We start from the raw sequence: 18,469 nt of genomic DNA, 5'->3' as shown, positions 1-18,469 counted from the left end.
TTCTACGTTTGCATTCATTTGCATCAGGCCTTGCGGCCGGCGGCTTCCTTGCCTGCATCGAGCTCGGCGGTCTTCGCGTCGACGGCTTCGCGCAGCGCCTTGCCCGGCTTGAAGTGCGGCACGCGCTTCTCGGGAATCTGCACGCTCTCGCCCGAACGCGGGTTGCGGCCGATGCGCGGCGGACGGCGGTTGACCGAGAAGCTGCCGAAGCCACGGATCTCGATGCGATGGCCGCGCACCAGCGCGTCGCTCATGGCGTCCAGGATGGTCTTGACGGCGTATTCGGCATCGCGGTGCGTGAGCTGCGCGAAACGGGCTGCGAGTTCTTCGACGAGGTCTGAGCGGGTCATAGGCCAAACATAAACGAAAAACGTGGACGAAAAAAAAGACAGAGCGGCCCCGGGGGCCTGCCTCTGTCTTCGGACTCAGCTTACTTGTTGTCGCTGTTGTCGAGCTTGGCGCGCAGCAGGGCGCCCAGGCTGGTCGTGCCCGCGTTTTCGCGTGCCGACTGCTGGCTCAGGCTGGCCATGGCGCCTTGTTCGTCAACCATGTCCTTCTGCTTGATCGACAGCTGGATGTTGCGGGTCTTGCGATCCACATTCACCACGATGGCCGTGACTTCGTCGCCTTCCTTGAGCACGTTGCGGGCATCTTCGACGCGGTCGCGCGAGATTTCCGAAGCACGCAGGTAGCCGATGATGTCTTCGCCGAGGTCGATTTCAGCGCCGCGGGCGTCCACGGTCTTGACCTTGCCGGTCACGATCTGGCCCTTGTCGTTCACGGTGGTGAACGTGGTGAACGGATCGCTGTCGAGCTGCTTGATGCCCAGCGAGATGCGTTCGCGGTCGACGTCGACAGCCAGCACGATCGCTTCGACTTCCTGGCCCTTCTTGTAGTTGCGAACGGCGGTTTCGCCGGTTTCGTTCCACGAGAGGTCCGAGAGGTGAACCAGGCCGTCGATGCCGGCAGCCAGACCCACGAACACGCCGAAGTCGGTGATCGACTTGATCGGGCCCTTGACGCGGTCGCCACGCTTCGTGTTCTGAGCGAACTCTTGCCACGGGTTGGCCTTGCACTGCTTCATGCCCAGGCTGATGCGGCGCTTGTCTTCGTCGATTTCCAGGACCATGACTTCGACTTCGTCGCCCAGCGAGACGATCTTGTTCGGAGCGATGTTCTTGTTGGTCCAGTCCATTTCGGAGACGTGCACCAGGCCTTCGATGCCGGGTTCGAGTTCGACGAACGCGCCGTAGTCGGCAATGTTCGTGACCTTGCCGAACAGGCGGGTCGATTGCGGGTAGCGGCGCGAAACGCCCATCCACGGGTCGTCACCCATTTGCTTGAGACCCAGCGAGACACGGTTCTTTTCGGTGTCGAACTTGAGGATCTTGGCGGTGATTTCCTGGCCGGCCTGAACGACTTCGCTCGGGTGGCGGACACGGCGCCATGCCATGTCGGTGATGTGCAGCAGGCCGTCGATGCCGCCGAGGTCCACGAACGCACCGTATTCGGTGATGTTCTTGACCACGCCGCGCACGACTGCGCCTTCCTTCAGGGTTTCCATCAGCTTGGCGCGTTCTTCGCCCATGCTGGCTTCGACCACGGCACGGCGCGACAGCACGACGTTGTTGCGCTTGCGATCGAGCTTGATGACCTTGAATTCGAGGGTCTTGTTCTCGTACGGGGTCAGGTCCTTGATCGGACGCGTGTCGATCAGCGAACCCGGCAGGAACGCGCGGATGCCGTTGACCAGGACGGTGAGACCGCCCTTGACCTTGCCGCTGGTGGTGCCGGTGACGAAGTCGCCCGATTCCAGGGCCTTCTCGAGGGCGAGCCACGAAGCCAGACGCTTGGCGGTGTCGCGCGAGAGGATGGTGTCGCCGTAGCCGTTTTCAACGCTGCCGATGGCAACGGAAACGAAATCGCCGGCCTGGACTTCGAGTTCGCCCTTGTCGTTCTTGAACTCTTCGATCGGCACATACGCTTCGGACTTCAGACCGGCGTTGACGACGACGTGGTTGTGTTCGACACGCACGACTTCGGCGGTGATGACCTCGCCGCTGCGCATTTCGGAACGCTTCAGGGACTCTTCGAATAGGTCGGCAAAAGATTCAGACATTTATGGTTCCTTCCGTCAGGCAGGGTTGGCAGGCGCTCTTGCGAAATTGCGTGCGGCTGCTGTGGGTCTGTAGACGGCGGTTAGGTTGTGGGCGTGAGCCCGGTTGGTTGAACAACCAGCAGGCCGGTGCGCTGTCGCGCGGAAGGAGCCTGCTGGAGCGGTAGGCGCCACCCGGAACACCCGGGAGACGCAAGCCTTTCAAGCGGACTTGAAAGGCTGCACTTCAATCCGCTCAAGCGGACTTGAACGGTTGAATTTCTTGCCACCAGTTCAACACCGTGTCGATCGAGCGTTCGATGGACAGCTGGGAGTTGTCGAGGTGGCGAGCATCCTGCGCCGGCTTCAGAGGGGCGACGCTGCGGGAAGAGTCCCGGGCGTCACGTGCTTCCAAGTCGGAGCGAAGACTGTCGAGTGTAGTCGAAATACCCTTTGAAATCAACTGCTTATGCCGCCGTTCGGCGCGCTGGGCGGCTCCCGCCGTGAGGAACACCTTGAGCGCTGCGTCGGGGAAGATCACGGTGCCCATGTCGCGCCCGTCGGCCACCAGGCCGGGCAGGCGGCGAAAGCGGTGCTGCAGGTCTTGCAGCGCCTCGCGCACGGCGGGCAGCGCGGAGACGCGCGAGGCGTCCATGCCGGCGGCTTCGGTGCGGATGTCGTCGCTCACGTCTTCGCCGGCCAGCAGCACCTTGCCCTCGGTGAACTGCAGGGGCAGGGCGGCGGCGAGGGCGGCGATCTGCGCTTCGTTCGCGGCCGTGGCCTCCAGGCCGGCGCGGCGGGCGGCGAGCCCGGTCACGCGGTAGAGCGATCCCGAGTCGAGGTAGTGGTAGCCCAGCAGGCGCCCCACCTCGGCGGCCAGCGTGCCCTTGCCCGAGGCGGTTGGGCCGTCGATGCAGATCACGGGCACCTCGGCAGCCTCGGCCACCGAGAACAGGGTCTCGAAGTAGTCGGGGAAGGTCTTGGCGACGCAGTGCGGCTCGAGGATGCGCACCGGCACGCCGGCCGGATTGAAGGCCGCGAGCGAGAAGCACATGGCGACCCGGTGGTCGTCGTAGGTGCGGATGCTGGCGGGCCGCCAGCCGGCGGCGGGGAGGGGGTGGACGCGGATGAAATCGGGCCCGGCCTCGACCGTCGCGCCGAGCTTTTGCAGCTCGTTCGCCATGGCGTCGATGCGGTCGGTTTCCTTCACGCGCCAGCTTGCGATGTTGCGCAGCGTGCTGGGGCCGTCGGCGTACAGCGCCATGACGGCCAGTGTCATCGCGGCGTCGGGGATGTGGTTCGCGTCGAGGTCGATGGCCTTCAAGGGCCAGGCGCCGCGGCGGATTTCGAGCCAGTTCGGGCCGCTGTCGACCCGCGCGCCCATCTGTTGGGCGGCGTCGATGAAGCGGATGTCGCCCTGGATCGAGGCCGCGCCGACACCTTCGATGCGGATGCCGTTCTGCCCCGAAACGCCCGTTGCGATGGCCCCGAGTGCTATGAAATAGCTAGCAGAGGACGCGTCCGCCTCGACGTGGATCTCGCCCGGCGAGCTGTAGCGGCTGCCGGCGGGGATGGTGAAGCGCTCCCAGCCGTCGCGCTGCACCTTGATGCCAAAGCGTGCCAGCAGGTTCAGCGTGATCTCGATGTAGGGCTTGGAGATCAGCTCGCCGACCACTTCGATCACGATGTCGTCGGCCGCCGCGAGCGGCAGCGCCAGCAGCAGGGCGGTCAGGAACTGGCTCGACACGTCGCCGCGCACGCGGATCGGTGCGCCCAGCGCCAGCTCGCCGTGCGACACCGGGTGGATGCGCAGCGGCGGGTAGCCGGGGTTGCCGAGGTAGTCGATGCGGCAGCCGAGTTGCGTGAGGGCGTCGACCAGGTCGCCGATCGGGCGCTCGTGCATGCGCGGCACGCCGCTGAGTTCGAATTCGCCGCCGAGCAGTGACAGCGCCGCCGTCAGCGGACGCATGGCCGTGCCGGCGTTGCCCAGGAACAGCGGCAGCAGCGTCGCGCCCAGCGACGGCGGCAGCTGGCCGCCCAGGCCCGTGATGCGCAGCGAGGCGCCGGCCGGCTCGATGCCGCAGCCCAGCGCGCGCAGGGCGTCGAGCATCACGCGCGTGTCGTCGGAATCGAGCAGGTCGTGGATCGTGGTGGTGCCGCTGGCGAGCGCCGCCAGCAGCAGCACGCGGTTGGAGATGCTCTTGGAGCCCGGCAGCCGGACCGTGCCGGCGGCGCCCGCGAGGGGCGGGAGGTCGAGGAAGGCGGTCGAGAACATGTCAGCTGTCCTGCTGGGCCAGAGCGTCCGTGCTCGAATTCGGCCGCCAGGCGGCGCGCGCCTTGCTGGCGGCGGCGATGGATTGCTCCAGGCCCTGCAGGTCGCCGGCGGTCATCAGCGTCTCGAGGTCGTCGAGCGCCTTGCGGAAGGCCTGCGACTGCTGCAGCACCTGCTCGCGGTTGGCGAGCAGCACGTCGCGCCACATGACGGGGTCGCTGGCGGCGATGCGCGAGAAGTCGCGAAAGCCCGGCCCCGCCAGGCTCAGGAAGCGGTCGCCCTGCGGCTGGCCGATGAGCGCGTTGGTGTAGGCAAAGGCCAGCAGGTGCGGCAGGTGGCTCACGGCGGCGAAGGCGGCGTCGTGCTCCTCATGCGTCATGGTGACGACGTTGGCGCCGATGCCGCTCCACACCTGCGAGGCGCGCTGCACGTTGGAGCGCAGCGTGGTCTTGACGGGGGTCAGCACGACCTGGCGGCCGGTGAAGAGCGAGGCTTCGGCATGCTCGATGCCGGAGACTTCCTTGCCGGCGATCGGATGCGCCGGCACGAAGTTCGCGAACTGCTTTTGCAGGCCGTTGCGCGCGGCCTCGATCACGTCGCCCTTGGTCGAGCCCACGTCCATCACCAGCGTGTCGGCCGAGATGCCGTGGCGGATGGCCTTGAAGGTGGCTTCCGAGGCGGCCACCGGCACGGCCAGCAGCACGATGTCGGCGCCCGACACCGCCAGCAGCGCCGAGGGCGCCGCCACGTCGATCACGCCGAGCTGGCGCGCCCGTTCGGTGGTGGAGGGCGACTTGCTGTAGCCCACCACGCGTTTCACCAGCTTCGCGCGCTTGAGCGCGAGCGCAAAGGAGCCGCCCATGAGGCCGCAGCCGATCAATCCCAGTTGCTCGAACATCGCGTCGGTCCGTTCGGCTCAGGCTTTGATCGGGTAGGCGCCGAGCACCTTGTAGAAGGCGCAGAGGCCGCGCAGTTCGGCCAGCGCCGCCGCCACGTTGGGCTGCGAGGGGTGGCCGTCGAGGTCGATGTAGAAGTAGTACTCCCACTGGCCGGTGCGTGCGGGGCGCGACTCGAAGCGCGTCATCGAGACGTTGTTGGCCTTCAGGGGCACCAGCAGGTCGTGCACCGCGCCGGGGCGGTTGGGCACCGAGACGATCAGGCTCGTGCAGTCCTTGCCCGAGGCCGGCGGCATGGCCAGCGTCTGCGGCAGGCAGATCACGGAGAAGCGGGTGCGGTTGTACGAATCGTCCTGGATGGCATGCGCCACGATGTGCAGGCCGAAGCGGGTGGCGGCGCGTTCGCCGGCCAGTGCGGCCCAGGCCGGGTTGGTGGCCGCGAGGCGCGCGCCTTCGGCGTTGCTCGACACGGCGCGCCGCTCGGCGTTGGGCAGGTGCTTGGACAGCCAGGTCTGGCACTGCGCCAGCGCCTGCGGGTGGGCCAGCACGGCCTCGACGCCTTCGAGCGAATTGCTGCTGCGCATCAGGTGGTGGCGCACCAGCAGGCTGACCTCGCCGACGACATGGGTGGGCGAGTGCAGGAACAGGTCGAGCGAGCGTGTGACCACGCCCTCGGTCGAGTTCTCGACGCCGACCACGCCGTACTGGGCGCTGCCTGCGGCGGTGGCGTGGAACACCTCGTCGAAGCTGGCGCAGTAGATCAGGTCGGCGGCGCCGCCGAAGTACTCGATGGCGGCCTGTTCGCAGAAGGTGCCTTCGGGGCCGAGCACGGCCACGCGCTGGGGCGATTCGAGTGCCAGGCAGGCCGACATGATCTCGCGCCAGATGGCCGCGACATGGAGGTCCTTGAGCGGACCGCCATTGCTTTTCTGCATCTTGTCGATGACCGCGGCGACGCGGTCGGGGCGGAAGAAGGGCGTGCCTTCGCGCTTCTTGACCTCGCCGACCAGCTCGGCCACATGGGCGCGCTCATTGAGCAGGCTCAGCAGCCGTTGGTCGAGGGAGTCGATCTGCACGCGCAGACCGGCCAGGCTTTCGGAATTGTCGGGGGTGGTGGGTGGTGTGGGGGCAGAGGCGGTCATCGGTGCGAGCAACAGGGCATGCGCCTACGCATGCGATCGCTCGAATTCTCTCATGTAGGCCACCAAGGCCTGCACCCCTGCCAGCGGCATGGCGTTGTAGATGCTCGCGCGCATGCCACCGACCGACTTGTGGCCCTTGAGCTGCAGCAGCCCGGCTTCGCGCGCGCCGGCCAGGAAGGCTTCGTTGCGCCCCTCGTCGGCCAGGAAGAACGGCACGTTCATGCGCGAACGGCAGTTGGCATCGATGCGGTTGGCGTAGAAGTCGGAGCCGTCGATGAAGTCGTACAGCAGCTTCGCCTTCTCGACATTGCGCTGCTCCATGGCGGCAACGCCGGTGAGCGCGCCCTCGGTCTGCTGCAGCAGCCATTGGAACGTGAGCCCTGCCATGTAGATGCCCCAGGTCGGCGGGGTGTTGTACATGGAGTGGTTGTCGGCCACGGTCTTGTAGTTAAACGCGCTCGGGCAGATCTCGAGCGCGTGGCCCAGCAGGTCGTCGCGCACGACCACGATGGTCAGGCCGGCGGGGCCGAGGTTCTTCTGGGCGCCGCCGAAGGCCAGGCCGACGCGGGTCCAGTCGACGCTGCGCGAAGCGACGTGGGAAGAAAAATCGATGACCAGCGGCGCCTTGCTGCCGAGCGCGGCCAGGTCGGGCAGTTGCTGGAACTCGATGCCGTTGATGGTCTCGTTGCTGCACACGTGCACGTACGAGGCGTCGGCGGACAGCTGCCAGCTGGCGGGATCGGGCAGCTTCGTGTGCTGGTTGTCAGCGTTGCTGGCCGCCACGCGGGCGGTGCAGTAGCGCTGCGCTTCCTTGTGCGACTTGGCGCTCCAGCTGCCGGTGACGACGAAGTCGGCAACGCCGCCGCGTGACAGGTTCAGCGGCACGATGGCGTTCTCGCCGAGGCCGCCACCCTGCATGAACAGGATGTGAAAGTGCGAGGGGATGGCCAGCAGCGTGCGGATGTCGGCTTCGGCCTGGGTGCAGATGGCACCGAATTCCTTGCCGCGATGGCTCATCTCCATCACGCTCATGCCGCTGCCCTGCCAATCGAGCATCTCGGAAGCGGCGCGTTGCAGCACCGCCTCCGGCATGGCAGCCGGACCGGCCGAAAAGTTGTAGGGGCGCTTGCCGGCCGGCGTCTGCTGCTGGGTCACGTTGCTTTACTTCTTGGCGGGAGCCTTGGCGGCGGGCGCCTTGGCGGGAGCTGCTGCACCGTCGGTCGGAGCACCGAGGGCCTTGGCGACGTTGGTGTCGAGTGCGCGCATCTTGGGTTCGATGGTGGCGCGGGTTTCGGTCACCAGCTTTTCCGTCAGAGCGGTCTGCATCTTCGGGTTCAGTTCCTGGTACTTCTTGCTCAGGGGCGAGTTGATCCAGGCCAGCAGCTGCTTGAGTTCGTCTTCGCTGAAGTTCTGCTCGAGGATGGGCGTGAGGGCGCCAGGGGCGATCTGCACGGCCTTGTCGCGCACCAGCGGGTAGGCGTCGTCGAAGTACTTCTTCAGCTCGGCGTCAGCGGCCTTGGCGGCGGATTCGCGCTTGGCTTCGGGCACCTGGGTCTGCAGGTACTGCGAACCGGCTTGCGCGATGGGGGCGCTCGACTGCTCGATCAGGCCGCGTGCCAGCGACTCGATGCCGGGGCGCTGGATCTCGATGAACTGCTTGATTAGCGTGGCCTTGTCCTGGGCCATGGCGGCCATGGACGAGCCGGCGAGGGCAGCGGTCAGGAGTGCGAGCTTGAGTTGTTTTTTCACTGAGGATTCTCCGTTGAAGATGTGGAAGTGTCGTCTGCGTCCGGCTCACCTTCGCCGTTCGCGTCGTTTTCGACGATGCGTTGAAGCCCGCTGAGTTTGGCGCCTTCGTCGAGCCCGATCAGCGTGACGCCTTGCGTCGCCCGACCCAGTTCGCGAATCTCGGCCACACGGGTGCGCACGAGCACACCCTTGTCGGTGATGAGCATGATCTCATCGTCCGCATGAACGAGCGTGGCGGCAACGACCTTGCCGTTGCGCTCACTCTGTTGAATCGCGATCATGCCTTTGGTTCCGCGGCCATGACGCGTGTATTCGGTAATGCTTGTGCGTTTTCCGTAACCATTTTCGGTGGCGGTGAGCACGCTCTGCTGTTCGTCTTCGGCCACCAACATGGCGATCACGCCTTGGCCGGGCTCCAGCGACATGCCGCGCACGCCGCGGGCGTTGCGGCCCAGCGGGCGGACGTCTTCCTCGTCGAAGCGCACGGCCTTGCCGTTGTCGCTGAAGAGCATCACGTCGTGCTTGCCGTCGGTGAGCGCCGCGCCGATGAGGTAGTCGCCTTCATCGAGGTTCACGGCAATGATGCCGCCTTTGCGCGGGTTGCTGAATTCGTCGAGCGCCGTCTTCTTGACCGTGCCCATCGAGGTCGCCATGAACACGTACTGGTCGGCCGGGAAGTTGCGCTTCTCGCCGGTGAGGGCGAGGGCGACGTTGATCTTCTCGCCTTCCTGCAGCGGGAACATGTTGACGATGGGGCGTCCGCGCGAGCCGCGCGAACCTGCCGGCACTTCCCACACCTTGAGCCAGTACAGCCGGCCGCGGTTGGAGAAGCACAGGATGTAGTCGTGCGTGTTGGCGATGAAGAGCTGGTCGATCCAGTCGTCGTCCTTGGTGGACGTGGCCTGCTTGCCGCGCCCGCCGCGCTTTTGCGCGCGGTACTCGCCCAGCGGCTGGCTCTTGATGTAGCCGCTGTGCGAGAGCGTGACGACCATGTCGGTCGGCGTGATCAGGTCTTCGGTCGAGAGGTCGTAGGCACTGTGCTCGACCAGGCTGCGGCGGGCGCCGATCTTCGACTGGCCGAACTCCTGCTTGATCTCGCCGAGTTCGTCGCCAATGATGATCGAGACGCGCTCGGGCTTGGCCAGGATGTCGAGCAGGTCGTCGATCTCGGCCATGACGTCCTTGTACTCGGCGACAATCTTGTCCTGCTCGAGGCCGGTCAGGCGCTGCAGGCGCATCTGCAGGATTTCCTGCGCTTGCGTTTCCGACAGGCGGTACAGGCCGTCGCCGCCCATGCCGTACTCGCGCTCGAGGCCTTCGGGGCGGTAGTCGTCGGCGTTGATCACGCCGCCATCGGCACGCGAACGGGTGAGCATCTCGCGCACCAGCTTGCTGTCCCAGCTGCGGGTCATCAGCTCGGCCTTGGCGACCGGCGGGGTGGGCGACTCGCGGATGATGCGGATGAACTCGTCGATGTTGGCCAGCGCCACCGCCAGGCCTTCGAGCACGTGGCCGCGTTCGCGGGCCTTGCGCAGCGTGAAGACGGTGCGGCGCGTGACCACTTCGCGGCGGTGCTGCAGGAAGACCTCGATCAGGTCCTTCAGGTTGCACAGCTTGGGCTGGCCGTCGACCAGCGCCACCATGTTGATGCCGAAGGTGTCCTGCAGCTGGGTCTGCTTGTAGAGGTTGTTGAGTACCACCTCGGGCACTTCGCCGCGCTTGAGCTCGATCACCAGGCGCATGCCCGACTTGTCGGACTCGTCCTGGATGTGGCTGATGCCTTCGATCTTCTTCTCGTGCACCAGCTCGGCCATGCGCTCCTGCAGCGTCTTCTTGTTGACCTGGTAGGGGAGCTCGTCGACGATGATCGCCTGGCGCTGGCCACGGTCGATCTCCTCGAAGTGGCACTTGGCGCGCATCACGACCTTGCCGCGGCCGGTGCGGTAGCCGTCCTTCACGCCGTTGATGCCGTAGATGATGCCGGCGGTGGGGAAGTCGGGCGCCGGCACGATTTCCATCAACTCGTCGATGCTCGCCTGCGGATTGCGCAGCAGATACAGGCAGGCATCCACCACTTCATTCAGGTTGTGCGGCGGGATATTGGTGGCCATGCCGACCGCAATACCGCCGGAGCCATTGACCAGCAAATTCGGCAGCTGGCTGGGTAAAACTTTCGGTTCTTTTTCGGAGCCGTCGTAATTGTCCTGAAAGTCGACAGTTTCCTTGTCGATATCGGCCAGCATTTCATGCGCAATTTTGGCCAGCCGGATTTCCGTATAACGCATTGCGGCGGCGTTGTCGCCGTCGACCGACCCGAAGTTGCCCTGGCCGTCGACCAGCATATGGCGCATCGAGAAGTCCTGGGCCAGCCGGACGATGGTGTCGTAAACCGACTGGTCGCCGTGCGGGTGGTACTTACCGATCACGTCGCCGACGATACGGGCCGACTTCTTGTACGGCCGGTTCCAGTCGTTGTTGAGCTCGTGCATCGCGTACAGCACGCGCCGGTGCACCGGCTTGAGGCCGTCGCGGGCGTCGGGAAGCGCCCGGCCGACGATCACGCTCATGGCGTAATCGAGGTAGCTGCTGCGCATTTCCTCTTCGAGACTGATGGGCAGGGTTTCTTTGGCGAAGGAGGTCATGAGCAAGAGGCTGGCGGCAGGAAGGCGAAATTTTACGCTGTGAGGGGTGTCGCACCGCCGCAACACAAGGGCTCTATTCCGCCTCCGTCCTACGCTTCAGGGGCGTCCAGCGGCCTGTTTGCCAAAGACCCTATGGCACAATCGTCTCAACGTTTTGGGTGGTGGTCACTTAAAGCGTCCTTGATTCGCAGCGCGGCTGCGGCTTTTTCCCCAAGAGGAGAACCATGAAGAAACTGAATAAAGTGGCGATGATGTTTGCAGTCGCTGCGCTCGCCACTGCCGCCGGCGCGCAGACCCGTGTCACCGCTGCGAACGGCGGTCCTACGATCGACAACTGGCAAAACGGCACCGGCGAACTGGTCTGGAAGAACGGCACGAACGAACTGTGCTGGCGCGATGCCAACTGGACGCCCGCAACGGCTGCCGCCGGTTGCGACGGCGCTCTGGTTCCGGCTGCTCCGGCTGCTGTGGCTCCCACGCCTGGCGCTCCGGTCGCTCCGCCTGCCGCACAAGTCGCTGCTTCGAAGGTCACCTTCGCTGCTGACGCCTTCTTCGACTTCGACAAGTCGGTGCTGAAGCCCGAAGGTCGCGCCAAGCTGACCGACCTGGTCGAGAAGATCCGTGGCGTGAACCTCGAAGTCATCATCGCTGTGGGTCACACCGACTCCATCGGTACCGACGCCTACAACCAGCGTCTGTCGGTGCGTCGCGCCGAAGCCGTCAAGGCCTTCCTGGTCTCGAAGGGCATCGAACGCAACCGCGTCTACACCGAAGGCAAGGGCGAGAAGCAGCCTGTGGCTGACAACCGCACCAAGGAAGGCCGCGCCAAGAACCGTCGCGTGGAAATCGAAGTGGTTGGCACCCGCGCCAACTGATCGATCGATTCCATCGACGAATGAAAACCCCGCCTCGGCGGGGTTTTTTTATGCCTGCCGTATTTGCGGCCGTGCCTGAGGCAAGCCCATTGCGTTCGAGCCGGGCTTTGCTCGCTTCATAATTGGCCCATGACAGAAAACGTGAATGCAGACCCGGCCGAACTGGCCAAGTTTTCGGAGCTCGCACACCGGTGGTGGGATTTGGAGAGCGAATTCCGCCCGCTGCACGAAATCAATCCATTGCGGCTGGAATGGATTGACGGTATTGCGCCTATTTCGGGCCAGCGCGTGGTCGATATCGGCTGCGGCGGCGGCATCCTGGCCGATTCGATGGCGCGCAAGGGCGCCGACGTGCTGGGCGTCGACCTCGCGACCAAGGCGCTCAAGGTCGCTCAACTGCACGCCCTCGAAGCCGGGACGCGCGGCGTCAAGTACCGCGAAGTCAGTGCCGAGGCGCTGGCAGCCGAGCAGCCCGGCAGCTTCGATGTGGTCACCTGCATGGAAATGCTGGAGCACGTGCCCGATCCGGCATCGGTGATCCAGGCCTGCGCCACCCTGGTGAAGCCGGGCGGCTGGGTGTTCTTCTCGACCATCAACCGCAACCTGAAGTCCTTCATGCTGGCGATCGTGGGCGCCGAGTACGTCCTGGGCATGCTGCCGCGCGGCACGCACGAGTACCCCAAGCTGATCCGTCCCAGCGAACTGGCCGGCTACTGCCGCGCTGCCAGCCTGGACCTGCGCCACACCCGCGGCATGGAATACAACCCGCTGACCCGCCGCTACTGGCTCAGTGCCGACACCAGCGTCAACTACCTCTTCGCGACCCAGAAGCCGGCGCTGCCGGAGGCGCAGGGATGATGAAGATCGGGAGCACGACCACACAGGCCATCCTGTTCGACCTCGACGGCACGCTGATCGACAGCGCGCCCGACCTCGGCGCAGCCGCCGACAAGATGCGCACCGACCGCGGCCTGGAGCCCTACCCACTGGAGCGCTACCGCCCGATGGCTGGCGCCGGCGCGCGCGGCATGCTCGGCATCGCATTCGGCATCACACCCGATGCGCCCGAGTTCGACGCGCTGCGCGAGGAGTTCTACGTCGCCTACGAGCGCCGCATGCTGCTCAACACGCTGGTGTTCGAGGGCGTCGTGCCGCTGATCGAGGCGATCCGCGAGCGCGGCTTGCGCTGGGGCGTGGTCACCAACAAGTCGGCCCGCTTCACCGAACCGCTGACGGCTGCGATGCCGCTCTTCGCGAGCGCGGGCGCGATCGTGAGCGGCGACACCACGCCGTTCGCCAAGCCGCACCCCGAACCGCTGCACGAGGCGGCGCGCCGTCTCGGCGTGGCGCCCGAGGCCTGCATCTACGTGGGAGACGACGAGCGCGACATCATCGCGGGCCGCGCCGCGGGCATGGGAACCGTGGCGGCCACCTACGGCTACATGGGTTCGCAGGCCGATGCGGCGCTGTGGAAAGCCGATGCCTCAATCTCTTCGCCCCTGGAGCTCTTGAAGTTACTCAATAGCGCCTAAAATGAGTCGCTTGGGGCTGCACTGGTTTCGACGTGGGTTCGGAGTCGCAGCGGGGCATGTCGAGCTGAATGCGCTCGTAAAACAGATTCAAACAAACTAACTGCAAACGACGAACGTTTCGCACTCGCTGCTTAATTGCCAGTGAGCCTTGCAACAGTTGGCCGATGGGCTGGGCAAGGGGGTCTGGAGCAATCCTGACCTCCCGGCTGCAAGGATAATTACATGGGCTGGCTCCGATCCGGGTACCTTGGGTCGGGGCGAGAAAATAGGGTGCTGGCGTCCGGTTTAGCGTGTGACTGCGCGACTCCGGAAGCGAGACTCAAATCAGATCACTACACATGTAGAACTGCGCGATGAAGGCTTGCGGACGGGGGTTCAAATCCCCCCAGCTCCACCACACAACGACCCAGGGCGTTCACTGAAATTCAGTGAACGCCCTTTTTCATTGGCCAGACGGCTTCGTTTGGACGACCCCCGCGATCCCGTCGATGGGGTTCACTCCACACGCTAGCTAGTCAATCGCGATCTTGTTCTTCTTCACAAGGTCTGCCCAGCGCCGCATGTCGGTGTGGATGTAGTCGGCGGTCTGCTTCGCGCTGCTGGCTTCGGGAAACATGCCGACGTTCTCGAAGCCTTTCATGACCTCCGGGTCCTTCAGGGCTTGTGCCACCGCTTCGTTGAGGCGATCGCTTCGGTCTGCCGGGAGGCCCGTGCGCGCAGCGAGGACGAACCACTGGCTTGCTTCGAAGTTGGCGATGCCGGCTTCCCTGAGTGTCGGCACCTCGGGCAAGGAGGCGGAGCGGGTCGCCGTGGAGACCCCATACGCCTTGAGCTTGCCGGACTTGATGTGCGGGAGCACGGGTGTGATGCCCAGCACGGCCAGGGGGAGCTGTCCACCGATCACGTCGGTCACCGCCTGGTTGCCGCCCTTGTAGGGCACATGCGTCATCGTCACGCCTGTCAGTGCCTGGATGAGTTCTCCGGTCAGGTGTTGGCCGGTGCCGTTGCCGGAAGAGCCGTAGCTGTACTTGTCCGGGTGGGCGGATGCGTCTGAGAGCAGGGCCTTGAGGTCCTTGGGTGCGTCGGGCCGTGCCGGTCCTACGAGAACGGTGGAGCCTTTGGCGAGCATGGCGATGGCGCTCATCTCCTTGCCGATCTGCGGCATCGGGATGCTCGTGAGCACCGGGCCGGGAACCGTCACCAGGGTATAGCCGTCGGCGGGCTGGGTTGCCACGTATCGCAGCGCGAGCGAGCCCGTGGCGCCGGGCTTGTTGTCGACCACGATGGGCTGGCCGAGCGTCGCTTCCAGCTTGCGGGCGACAAGGCGCGTGACGACATCGACGCTGCCCCCGGGTGGGTAGCCGACGACCCAGGTGATCGCTCGAGAGGGGTACTTCTCTTGCGCGAGCGCCGCAGAAGACGCCAGCGCCGTGAGCGCGCAGAAGATCAGAAAGAGGCCTCGGCGGCCGCCTGGATGCTTGGACATGGGGTGAGCCTTCTGGGACGGTGGAGAGATGCTCGAGCGCGTCAGGGATTCCGCGGCCTCAGTCTGGCGCGCCCGGCGCCGTGTGAGGATGTGCTGCCGCACTCTGATGGAAGGCGCGGACCATCCGCTGGATTGGCCCCAGGACCCACGTGTTGTAGACGAGCACATCCGACTCCTCCTTGGGGTCGCGCGTGATGTTGAAGAGATAGGGCGACTCGAGCTTGCCCTTGCCTTCGTTCACCTCGGGCTCCCAGTAGAAATGCAGCTTCCAGTCGCGCCATTTCACTGCGCGCAGTTCGTTCTTGATATGGAAGAGAAAGCCCTCGCGCAAGGATTTCTGTTCGCCGAGGAAGAAGGGCATCTGGTCCATGCCATCGATCGGCCTGTCCTCGGGAATGCGGGCGCCACCCGCGCGTGCCAGCGTGGAGAAGAGGTCGGTGACGTGCACGATCTCGTTGCTCACCCGGCCTGCGGCGATCTTGCCCGGCCAGCGCACGATGCACGGCACGCGCAGGCTGCCTTCCATGGCCGTGTGATAGGTGCCGCGCCAGGGGCCGGCCGTGCCGCGGTACGGAGCGCGGAACTCGGGGCCGTTGTCGCTCGCGAAGATGAAGAGGGTGTCTTCTGAAATGCCGAGGCGCTCGATCTCGTCGATGACCTGGCCCACGCGGTGATCCATCTCGACCATGGAATCGGCGAAGTCGCCATGGCCGGTGCGGCCCGCGAAATCGCGGTGAGGCAGGGTGGGGAAATGCAGGTGCGTGAGCGGCAGATAAAGGAAGAACGGCTTCTGTGCCGCGTGGTTGCGCTGGATGAATTCCAGAGACCGGTTCGTCAGCGTCTCGTCGATGCGCCGGCGCGAATCCAGGTTGTATTCCTCGACGTTCTGCGAAGGCGCACCGGCACGGCCCTGCATGATGTACGGGATGTCCGCCACGCTCGGGTCGTAGCCGACACTGGCCGTGAACTGGCTCTCGTCCGTGGTGCGCGGAATGCCGTACCACTCGTCGAATCCCCGGTCGCTCGGGAAGCGGCCTTCCACATCGCCCAGGTGCCATTTGCCGTAGTGCGCAGTCGCATAGCCCTGTGCCGAGAGCAACTGCGCCAGGGTGATCTCGCGGCGTGCCAGGCCCTGAGGCAGGCCGGGCGGCACCGATTGCAGGCAGCCCGTGCGGATCGGATGCCGCCCGCTCATCAGCGCGGAGCGCGTCGGCACGCAATCGCTCTCGACATTGAAGTTCTGCAGCAGAAGGCCTTGGCTGGCGAGCGCGTCGATGCGTGGCGTGGGCGCGCCCCGCAGCGCCCCGCCGCCGTAGCAGCCGAGCTCGCCCCAGCCGAGGTTGTCGGCAAGGATGAGAACGATGTTGGGTGGGTTCATGGAGGGACTCATTGCGACTGCAGTCTAGGAACGGCTAGGATTCGGGTGTTTCCAATTGGGAAATCTTCGTTGACTTTTATTCATGTCCTTCTCGGCACGCGACCTCGACTACTTCCTGGAAGTGGCGCGCCATGGGCAGCTGGCCCGTGCTGCAACCAGCCTGACGGTGACGGCCGCGGCGCTGTCCAAGGCGATCCGCCGGCTGGAGGACGAGATGGGGCTCGGTCTCTTCGAGCGCTCGGGCCATGGCATGACACTCACGCCCTTCGGCGTCGCGTTCCGCGAACGTGCGCAACGCATGAAGTCAGAGCACGACGAGGCGCTTCGTCATGCGGGCGACGTCCGCGCAGGACGCGCCGGGCTCATCCGTGTGGGCGCGACGCTGGCGGTTCTGGATGCCGTGCTTTCACCGGCGCTTGCGGCGCTGCAGCCCCGTCGCCCGGGCATGCATGTGCGCCTGGAAGTGGCGTCCTCGGACGAGTTGATCGACTGGACGCGCCAGGGCCTGCTCGATGTCGCCGTGATTCCGACCTATGAATCCATGCCGCACGGCCTGGTGCATGAGGATCTGCTGACCGATGCGCTCGTCGCCGTGGCGCGCGTGGGGCATCCGGTCTTCGCGCGTCGCCGTCTCACGATGGGCGATCTGTCGAAATTCCCCTGGGTGCTGCCGTCCGTTCACTCGGCTGCACGCGCGAAGCTGGACGAGGTATTTCGCTGCGCGGGCGCGACGCCGCCGCAAGGCGCGATCGAGGTGCACTTCAATGCGTCCTGGTCGCTGCCGGTGCTTGCAGCGACCGATCTGATGGGCATCGTCCCGATCTCCGTGCTCGCACTGCCCCAGGCGCGTGGTGTCAAGGTGATTCCCGTTGACGCGCTGTCGATTCCGAGGCGCATCTCGCTTTTCTCACGTCCGAATACCTACCGCTCCCCACTCCTCGAGGAGTTCGTGCAGGCGCTCAAGGCACTGGCGCCGGCGCAGCGAAGCAGCGCGGCGCGCAAGGGCTGACGGACGCTCGCTGAGGTCGTCTTCAGTTCGCTGTCGTCGCCTTCACCGGCCAGTCGCGCAGCTTGCCCGGGTTCAGCAAGCCCATCGGATCGAAGCGCTGCTTCACCTCGATGACTTCCGGCGGCAGCGGGCCGCCGGCCTTGCCGTCTTCCACGATGTTCACGTGCGGGTTGTTGATGTGCACCTGGTGCGCACGGTGGATGTCGATGATCTCGTTCAGGCGATCCTCGGTACTGAAGCGCACGAGTTGCAGCCCGCTGCAGGTGAGGAGCCCCGCCGCGTTGCGCAGGAACTCGACGTGCATCATGACCTCGCCGCCCAGCAGTTTTTCCATCTCGATGACCTGCTCGACATGCCGGCCGGGGATGAACCCGCTTTGCAGGTAGGTCAGCGTCGGGTCGATCTTCAGCGCGTGCAGCGTCGTGTGGTTCCAGGTGAACTCCATCAGCGTGCGGTTGCTCTTCTGCACTTCGGCGGCCGTCTTGCGGTAGCTCACGGTGCCACCGTGCGCCTGCACCAAAAGCATCATGGCCGGCTCGCTCTGCTCGGCCACCAGCGACAGCACCGTGTGGCAGCCCTTCGGCAGGTGCGTCGCCAGCTGCGCGAGGTGGTCGGCGATGGGCGCCGCGAAGAAGGTGACGCCGCGCTTCACGATGCCCGGCGCATGCGCGAGCTTGTCCGCGAAGTTCAGCGCGTTCTCGAAGTCGTCGAAGGTCACCAGCGTCTCGAGCCACGGATGCGCGGGCGCCAGTGCGATCTCCAGCTCCAGCACGAGGCCGTTGGTGCCCCACAGGTGGTGCATGCGCATCGCTTCGGCGCCGCGCAGTTCGATCACCTGCGGCTCGGCCTCGATGGTCATCGCGCGAATGCCCAGCACATTGCCGGGCGCGCCCAGCGGCCCGTAGTTGATCGAGCCCACGCCGCCGAAGCCACCACCGAACAGGCCGCCCAGCGTCGCGCTGCGGTAGGTCGAGGGCACGCAGCGCATCTCCTGGCCGGTGGGTCTTGTCTGCTTCTCGAGTTCGCCCAGGCGGATGCCGGCCTGCGCGCGCGCCACGCCGGGCTGCACCCACAGGCAGGCGTTGTAGCCCGTCATGTCGAGCACCACGCCGCCGGCGAGCGGCGTGGTCTGGCCGTAGTTGCCGGTGCCGCTGCCACGAATGGTGATGGGCACGCCGCGGCGCGCGCAGGCGCCCACCACCGCGCGGATGTCTTCTTCGGTGCGCGGGCGCACCACCACGTCGGCGCGCTTGTCCTTCAGCTGGCGGGTGAGCACCGGGCTGAACCAGGAGAAGTCCTGTGAGAGGCGCGTGACGCGGCCTTCGTCGGTGATCCAGTCGAGGTCGGGGAGTTCGAGCAGCAGTTGTTCGATGGCGGAAGCGGGAGCATTCAT

Annotated in this window: 15 protein-coding genes and 1 other RNA gene; 5 read left to right on the top strand and 11 right to left on the bottom strand. The window is 65.6% G+C overall.

Annotated features, from left to right (window positions below; translation table 11 throughout):
* Positions 1-23 precede the first annotated feature (23 nt).
* The 8 genes from AC07O4_RS19605 to gyrA all read right to left on the bottom strand — a co-directional run bounded on the left by AC07O4_RS19605 (position 24) and on the right by gyrA (position 10,796).
* Positions 24-350 (bottom strand): integration host factor subunit beta, encoded by a 327-nt coding sequence (locus AC07O4_RS19605; RefSeq protein WP_056582668.1) that lies wholly within the window; start codon positions 348-350, stop codon positions 24-26.
* An 80-nt stretch (positions 351-430) separates the two neighbouring features.
* A complete protein-coding gene (rpsA, locus tag AC07O4_RS19600; RefSeq protein WP_062468664.1) occupies positions 431-2,119 on the bottom strand; it encodes a 30S ribosomal protein S1 in 1,689 nt (562 codons plus the stop codon).
* Between the two features lie 232 nt (positions 2,120-2,351).
* Positions 2,352-4,370, bottom strand: coding sequence for a bifunctional 3-phosphoshikimate 1-carboxyvinyltransferase/cytidylate kinase (locus AC07O4_RS19595; RefSeq protein ID WP_493194053.1), 2,019 nt, complete (start codon positions 4,368-4,370; stop codon positions 2,352-2,354).
* A 1-nt stretch (position 4,371) separates the two neighbouring features.
* The gene (locus AC07O4_RS19590; RefSeq protein WP_493194052.1) at positions 4,372-5,265 is read right to left on the bottom strand and encodes a prephenate dehydrogenase; all 894 of its coding nucleotides are present in this window, start codon (positions 5,263-5,265) and stop codon (positions 4,372-4,374) included.
* A gap of 18 nt (positions 5,266-5,283) precedes the next feature.
* Positions 5,284-6,405, bottom strand: coding sequence for a prephenate dehydratase (pheA, locus tag AC07O4_RS19585; RefSeq protein ID WP_062468655.1), 1,122 nt, complete (start codon positions 6,403-6,405; stop codon positions 5,284-5,286).
* A gap of 24 nt (positions 6,406-6,429) precedes the next feature.
* A complete protein-coding gene (gene serC / locus AC07O4_RS19580) occupies positions 6,430-7,560 on the bottom strand; it encodes a 3-phosphoserine/phosphohydroxythreonine transaminase (RefSeq protein WP_492745429.1) in 1,131 nt (376 codons plus the stop codon).
* Positions 7,561-7,566: 6 nt separating this feature from the next.
* The gene (locus AC07O4_RS19575) at positions 7,567-8,154 is read right to left on the bottom strand and encodes a DUF2059 domain-containing protein (RefSeq protein WP_235926701.1); all 588 of its coding nucleotides are present in this window, start codon (positions 8,152-8,154) and stop codon (positions 7,567-7,569) included.
* Positions 8,151-10,796 (bottom strand): DNA gyrase subunit A, encoded by a 2,646-nt coding sequence (gene gyrA / locus AC07O4_RS19570; protein WP_495305403.1) that lies wholly within the window; start codon positions 10,794-10,796, stop codon positions 8,151-8,153. Before gyrA ends, AC07O4_RS19575 begins: the two co-directional genes overlap by 4 nt.
* A 224-nt stretch (positions 10,797-11,020) precedes the next feature.
* On the opposite strand from gyrA, the gene ompA reads away from it, so the two are divergent.
* The 4 genes from ompA to ssrA all read left to right on the top strand — a co-directional run bounded on the left by ompA (position 11,021) and on the right by ssrA (position 13,600).
* Positions 11,021-11,671 (top strand): outer membrane protein OmpA, encoded by a 651-nt coding sequence (ompA, locus tag AC07O4_RS19565; protein ID WP_062468651.1) that lies wholly within the window; start codon positions 11,021-11,023, stop codon positions 11,669-11,671.
* 129 nt (positions 11,672-11,800) lie between these two features.
* The gene (gene ubiG / locus AC07O4_RS19560; protein WP_492745427.1) at positions 11,801-12,529 is read left to right on the top strand and encodes a bifunctional 2-polyprenyl-6-hydroxyphenol methylase/3-demethylubiquinol 3-O-methyltransferase UbiG; all 729 of its coding nucleotides are present in this window, start codon (positions 11,801-11,803) and stop codon (positions 12,527-12,529) included.
* Positions 12,526-13,203: an HAD family hydrolase gene (locus AC07O4_RS19555; RefSeq protein WP_492745425.1), complete on the top strand. Its 678-nt coding sequence runs from the start codon at positions 12,526-12,528 to the stop codon at positions 13,201-13,203. The genes ubiG and AC07O4_RS19555 overlap by 4 nt, the downstream gene beginning before the upstream one ends.
* A gap of 12 nt (positions 13,204-13,215) precedes the next feature.
* Positions 13,216-13,600, top strand: a transfer-messenger RNA (tmRNA) gene (ssrA, locus tag AC07O4_RS19550).
* 114 nt (positions 13,601-13,714) lie between these two features.
* Here the strand turns inward: ssrA and AC07O4_RS19545 are convergent.
* Both AC07O4_RS19545 and AC07O4_RS19540 read right to left on the bottom strand, forming a co-directional pair.
* Positions 13,715-14,689: a tripartite tricarboxylate transporter substrate binding protein gene (locus AC07O4_RS19545; RefSeq protein ID WP_495305402.1), complete on the bottom strand. Its 975-nt coding sequence runs from the start codon at positions 14,687-14,689 to the stop codon at positions 13,715-13,717.
* 58 nt (positions 14,690-14,747) lie between these two features.
* On the bottom strand, positions 14,748-16,067 hold the full coding sequence (locus AC07O4_RS19540) for an arylsulfatase (RefSeq protein ID WP_495305401.1): 1,320 nt from the start codon (positions 16,065-16,067) through the stop codon (positions 14,748-14,750).
* 82 nt (positions 16,068-16,149) lie between these two features.
* On the opposite strand from AC07O4_RS19540, the gene AC07O4_RS19535 reads away from it, so the two are divergent.
* Positions 16,150-17,076, top strand: a complete 927-nt coding sequence (locus tag AC07O4_RS19535; protein WP_495305400.1) for a LysR family transcriptional regulator — start codon at positions 16,150-16,152, stop codon at positions 17,074-17,076.
* A gap of 22 nt (positions 17,077-17,098) precedes the next feature.
* On the opposite strand, the gene AC07O4_RS19530 is transcribed toward AC07O4_RS19535, so the two are convergent.
* Positions 17,099-18,469 (bottom strand): FAD-binding oxidoreductase, encoded by a 1,371-nt coding sequence (locus AC07O4_RS19530; protein ID WP_495305399.1) that lies wholly within the window; start codon positions 18,467-18,469, stop codon positions 17,099-17,101.

Source organism: Variovorax sp. GW821-FHT09D04 (genome assembly GCF_059416405.1).
The sequence above is the reverse complement of the archived record's forward strand: the minus strand, read 5'-3'. Positions and strand labels throughout refer to the sequence as shown.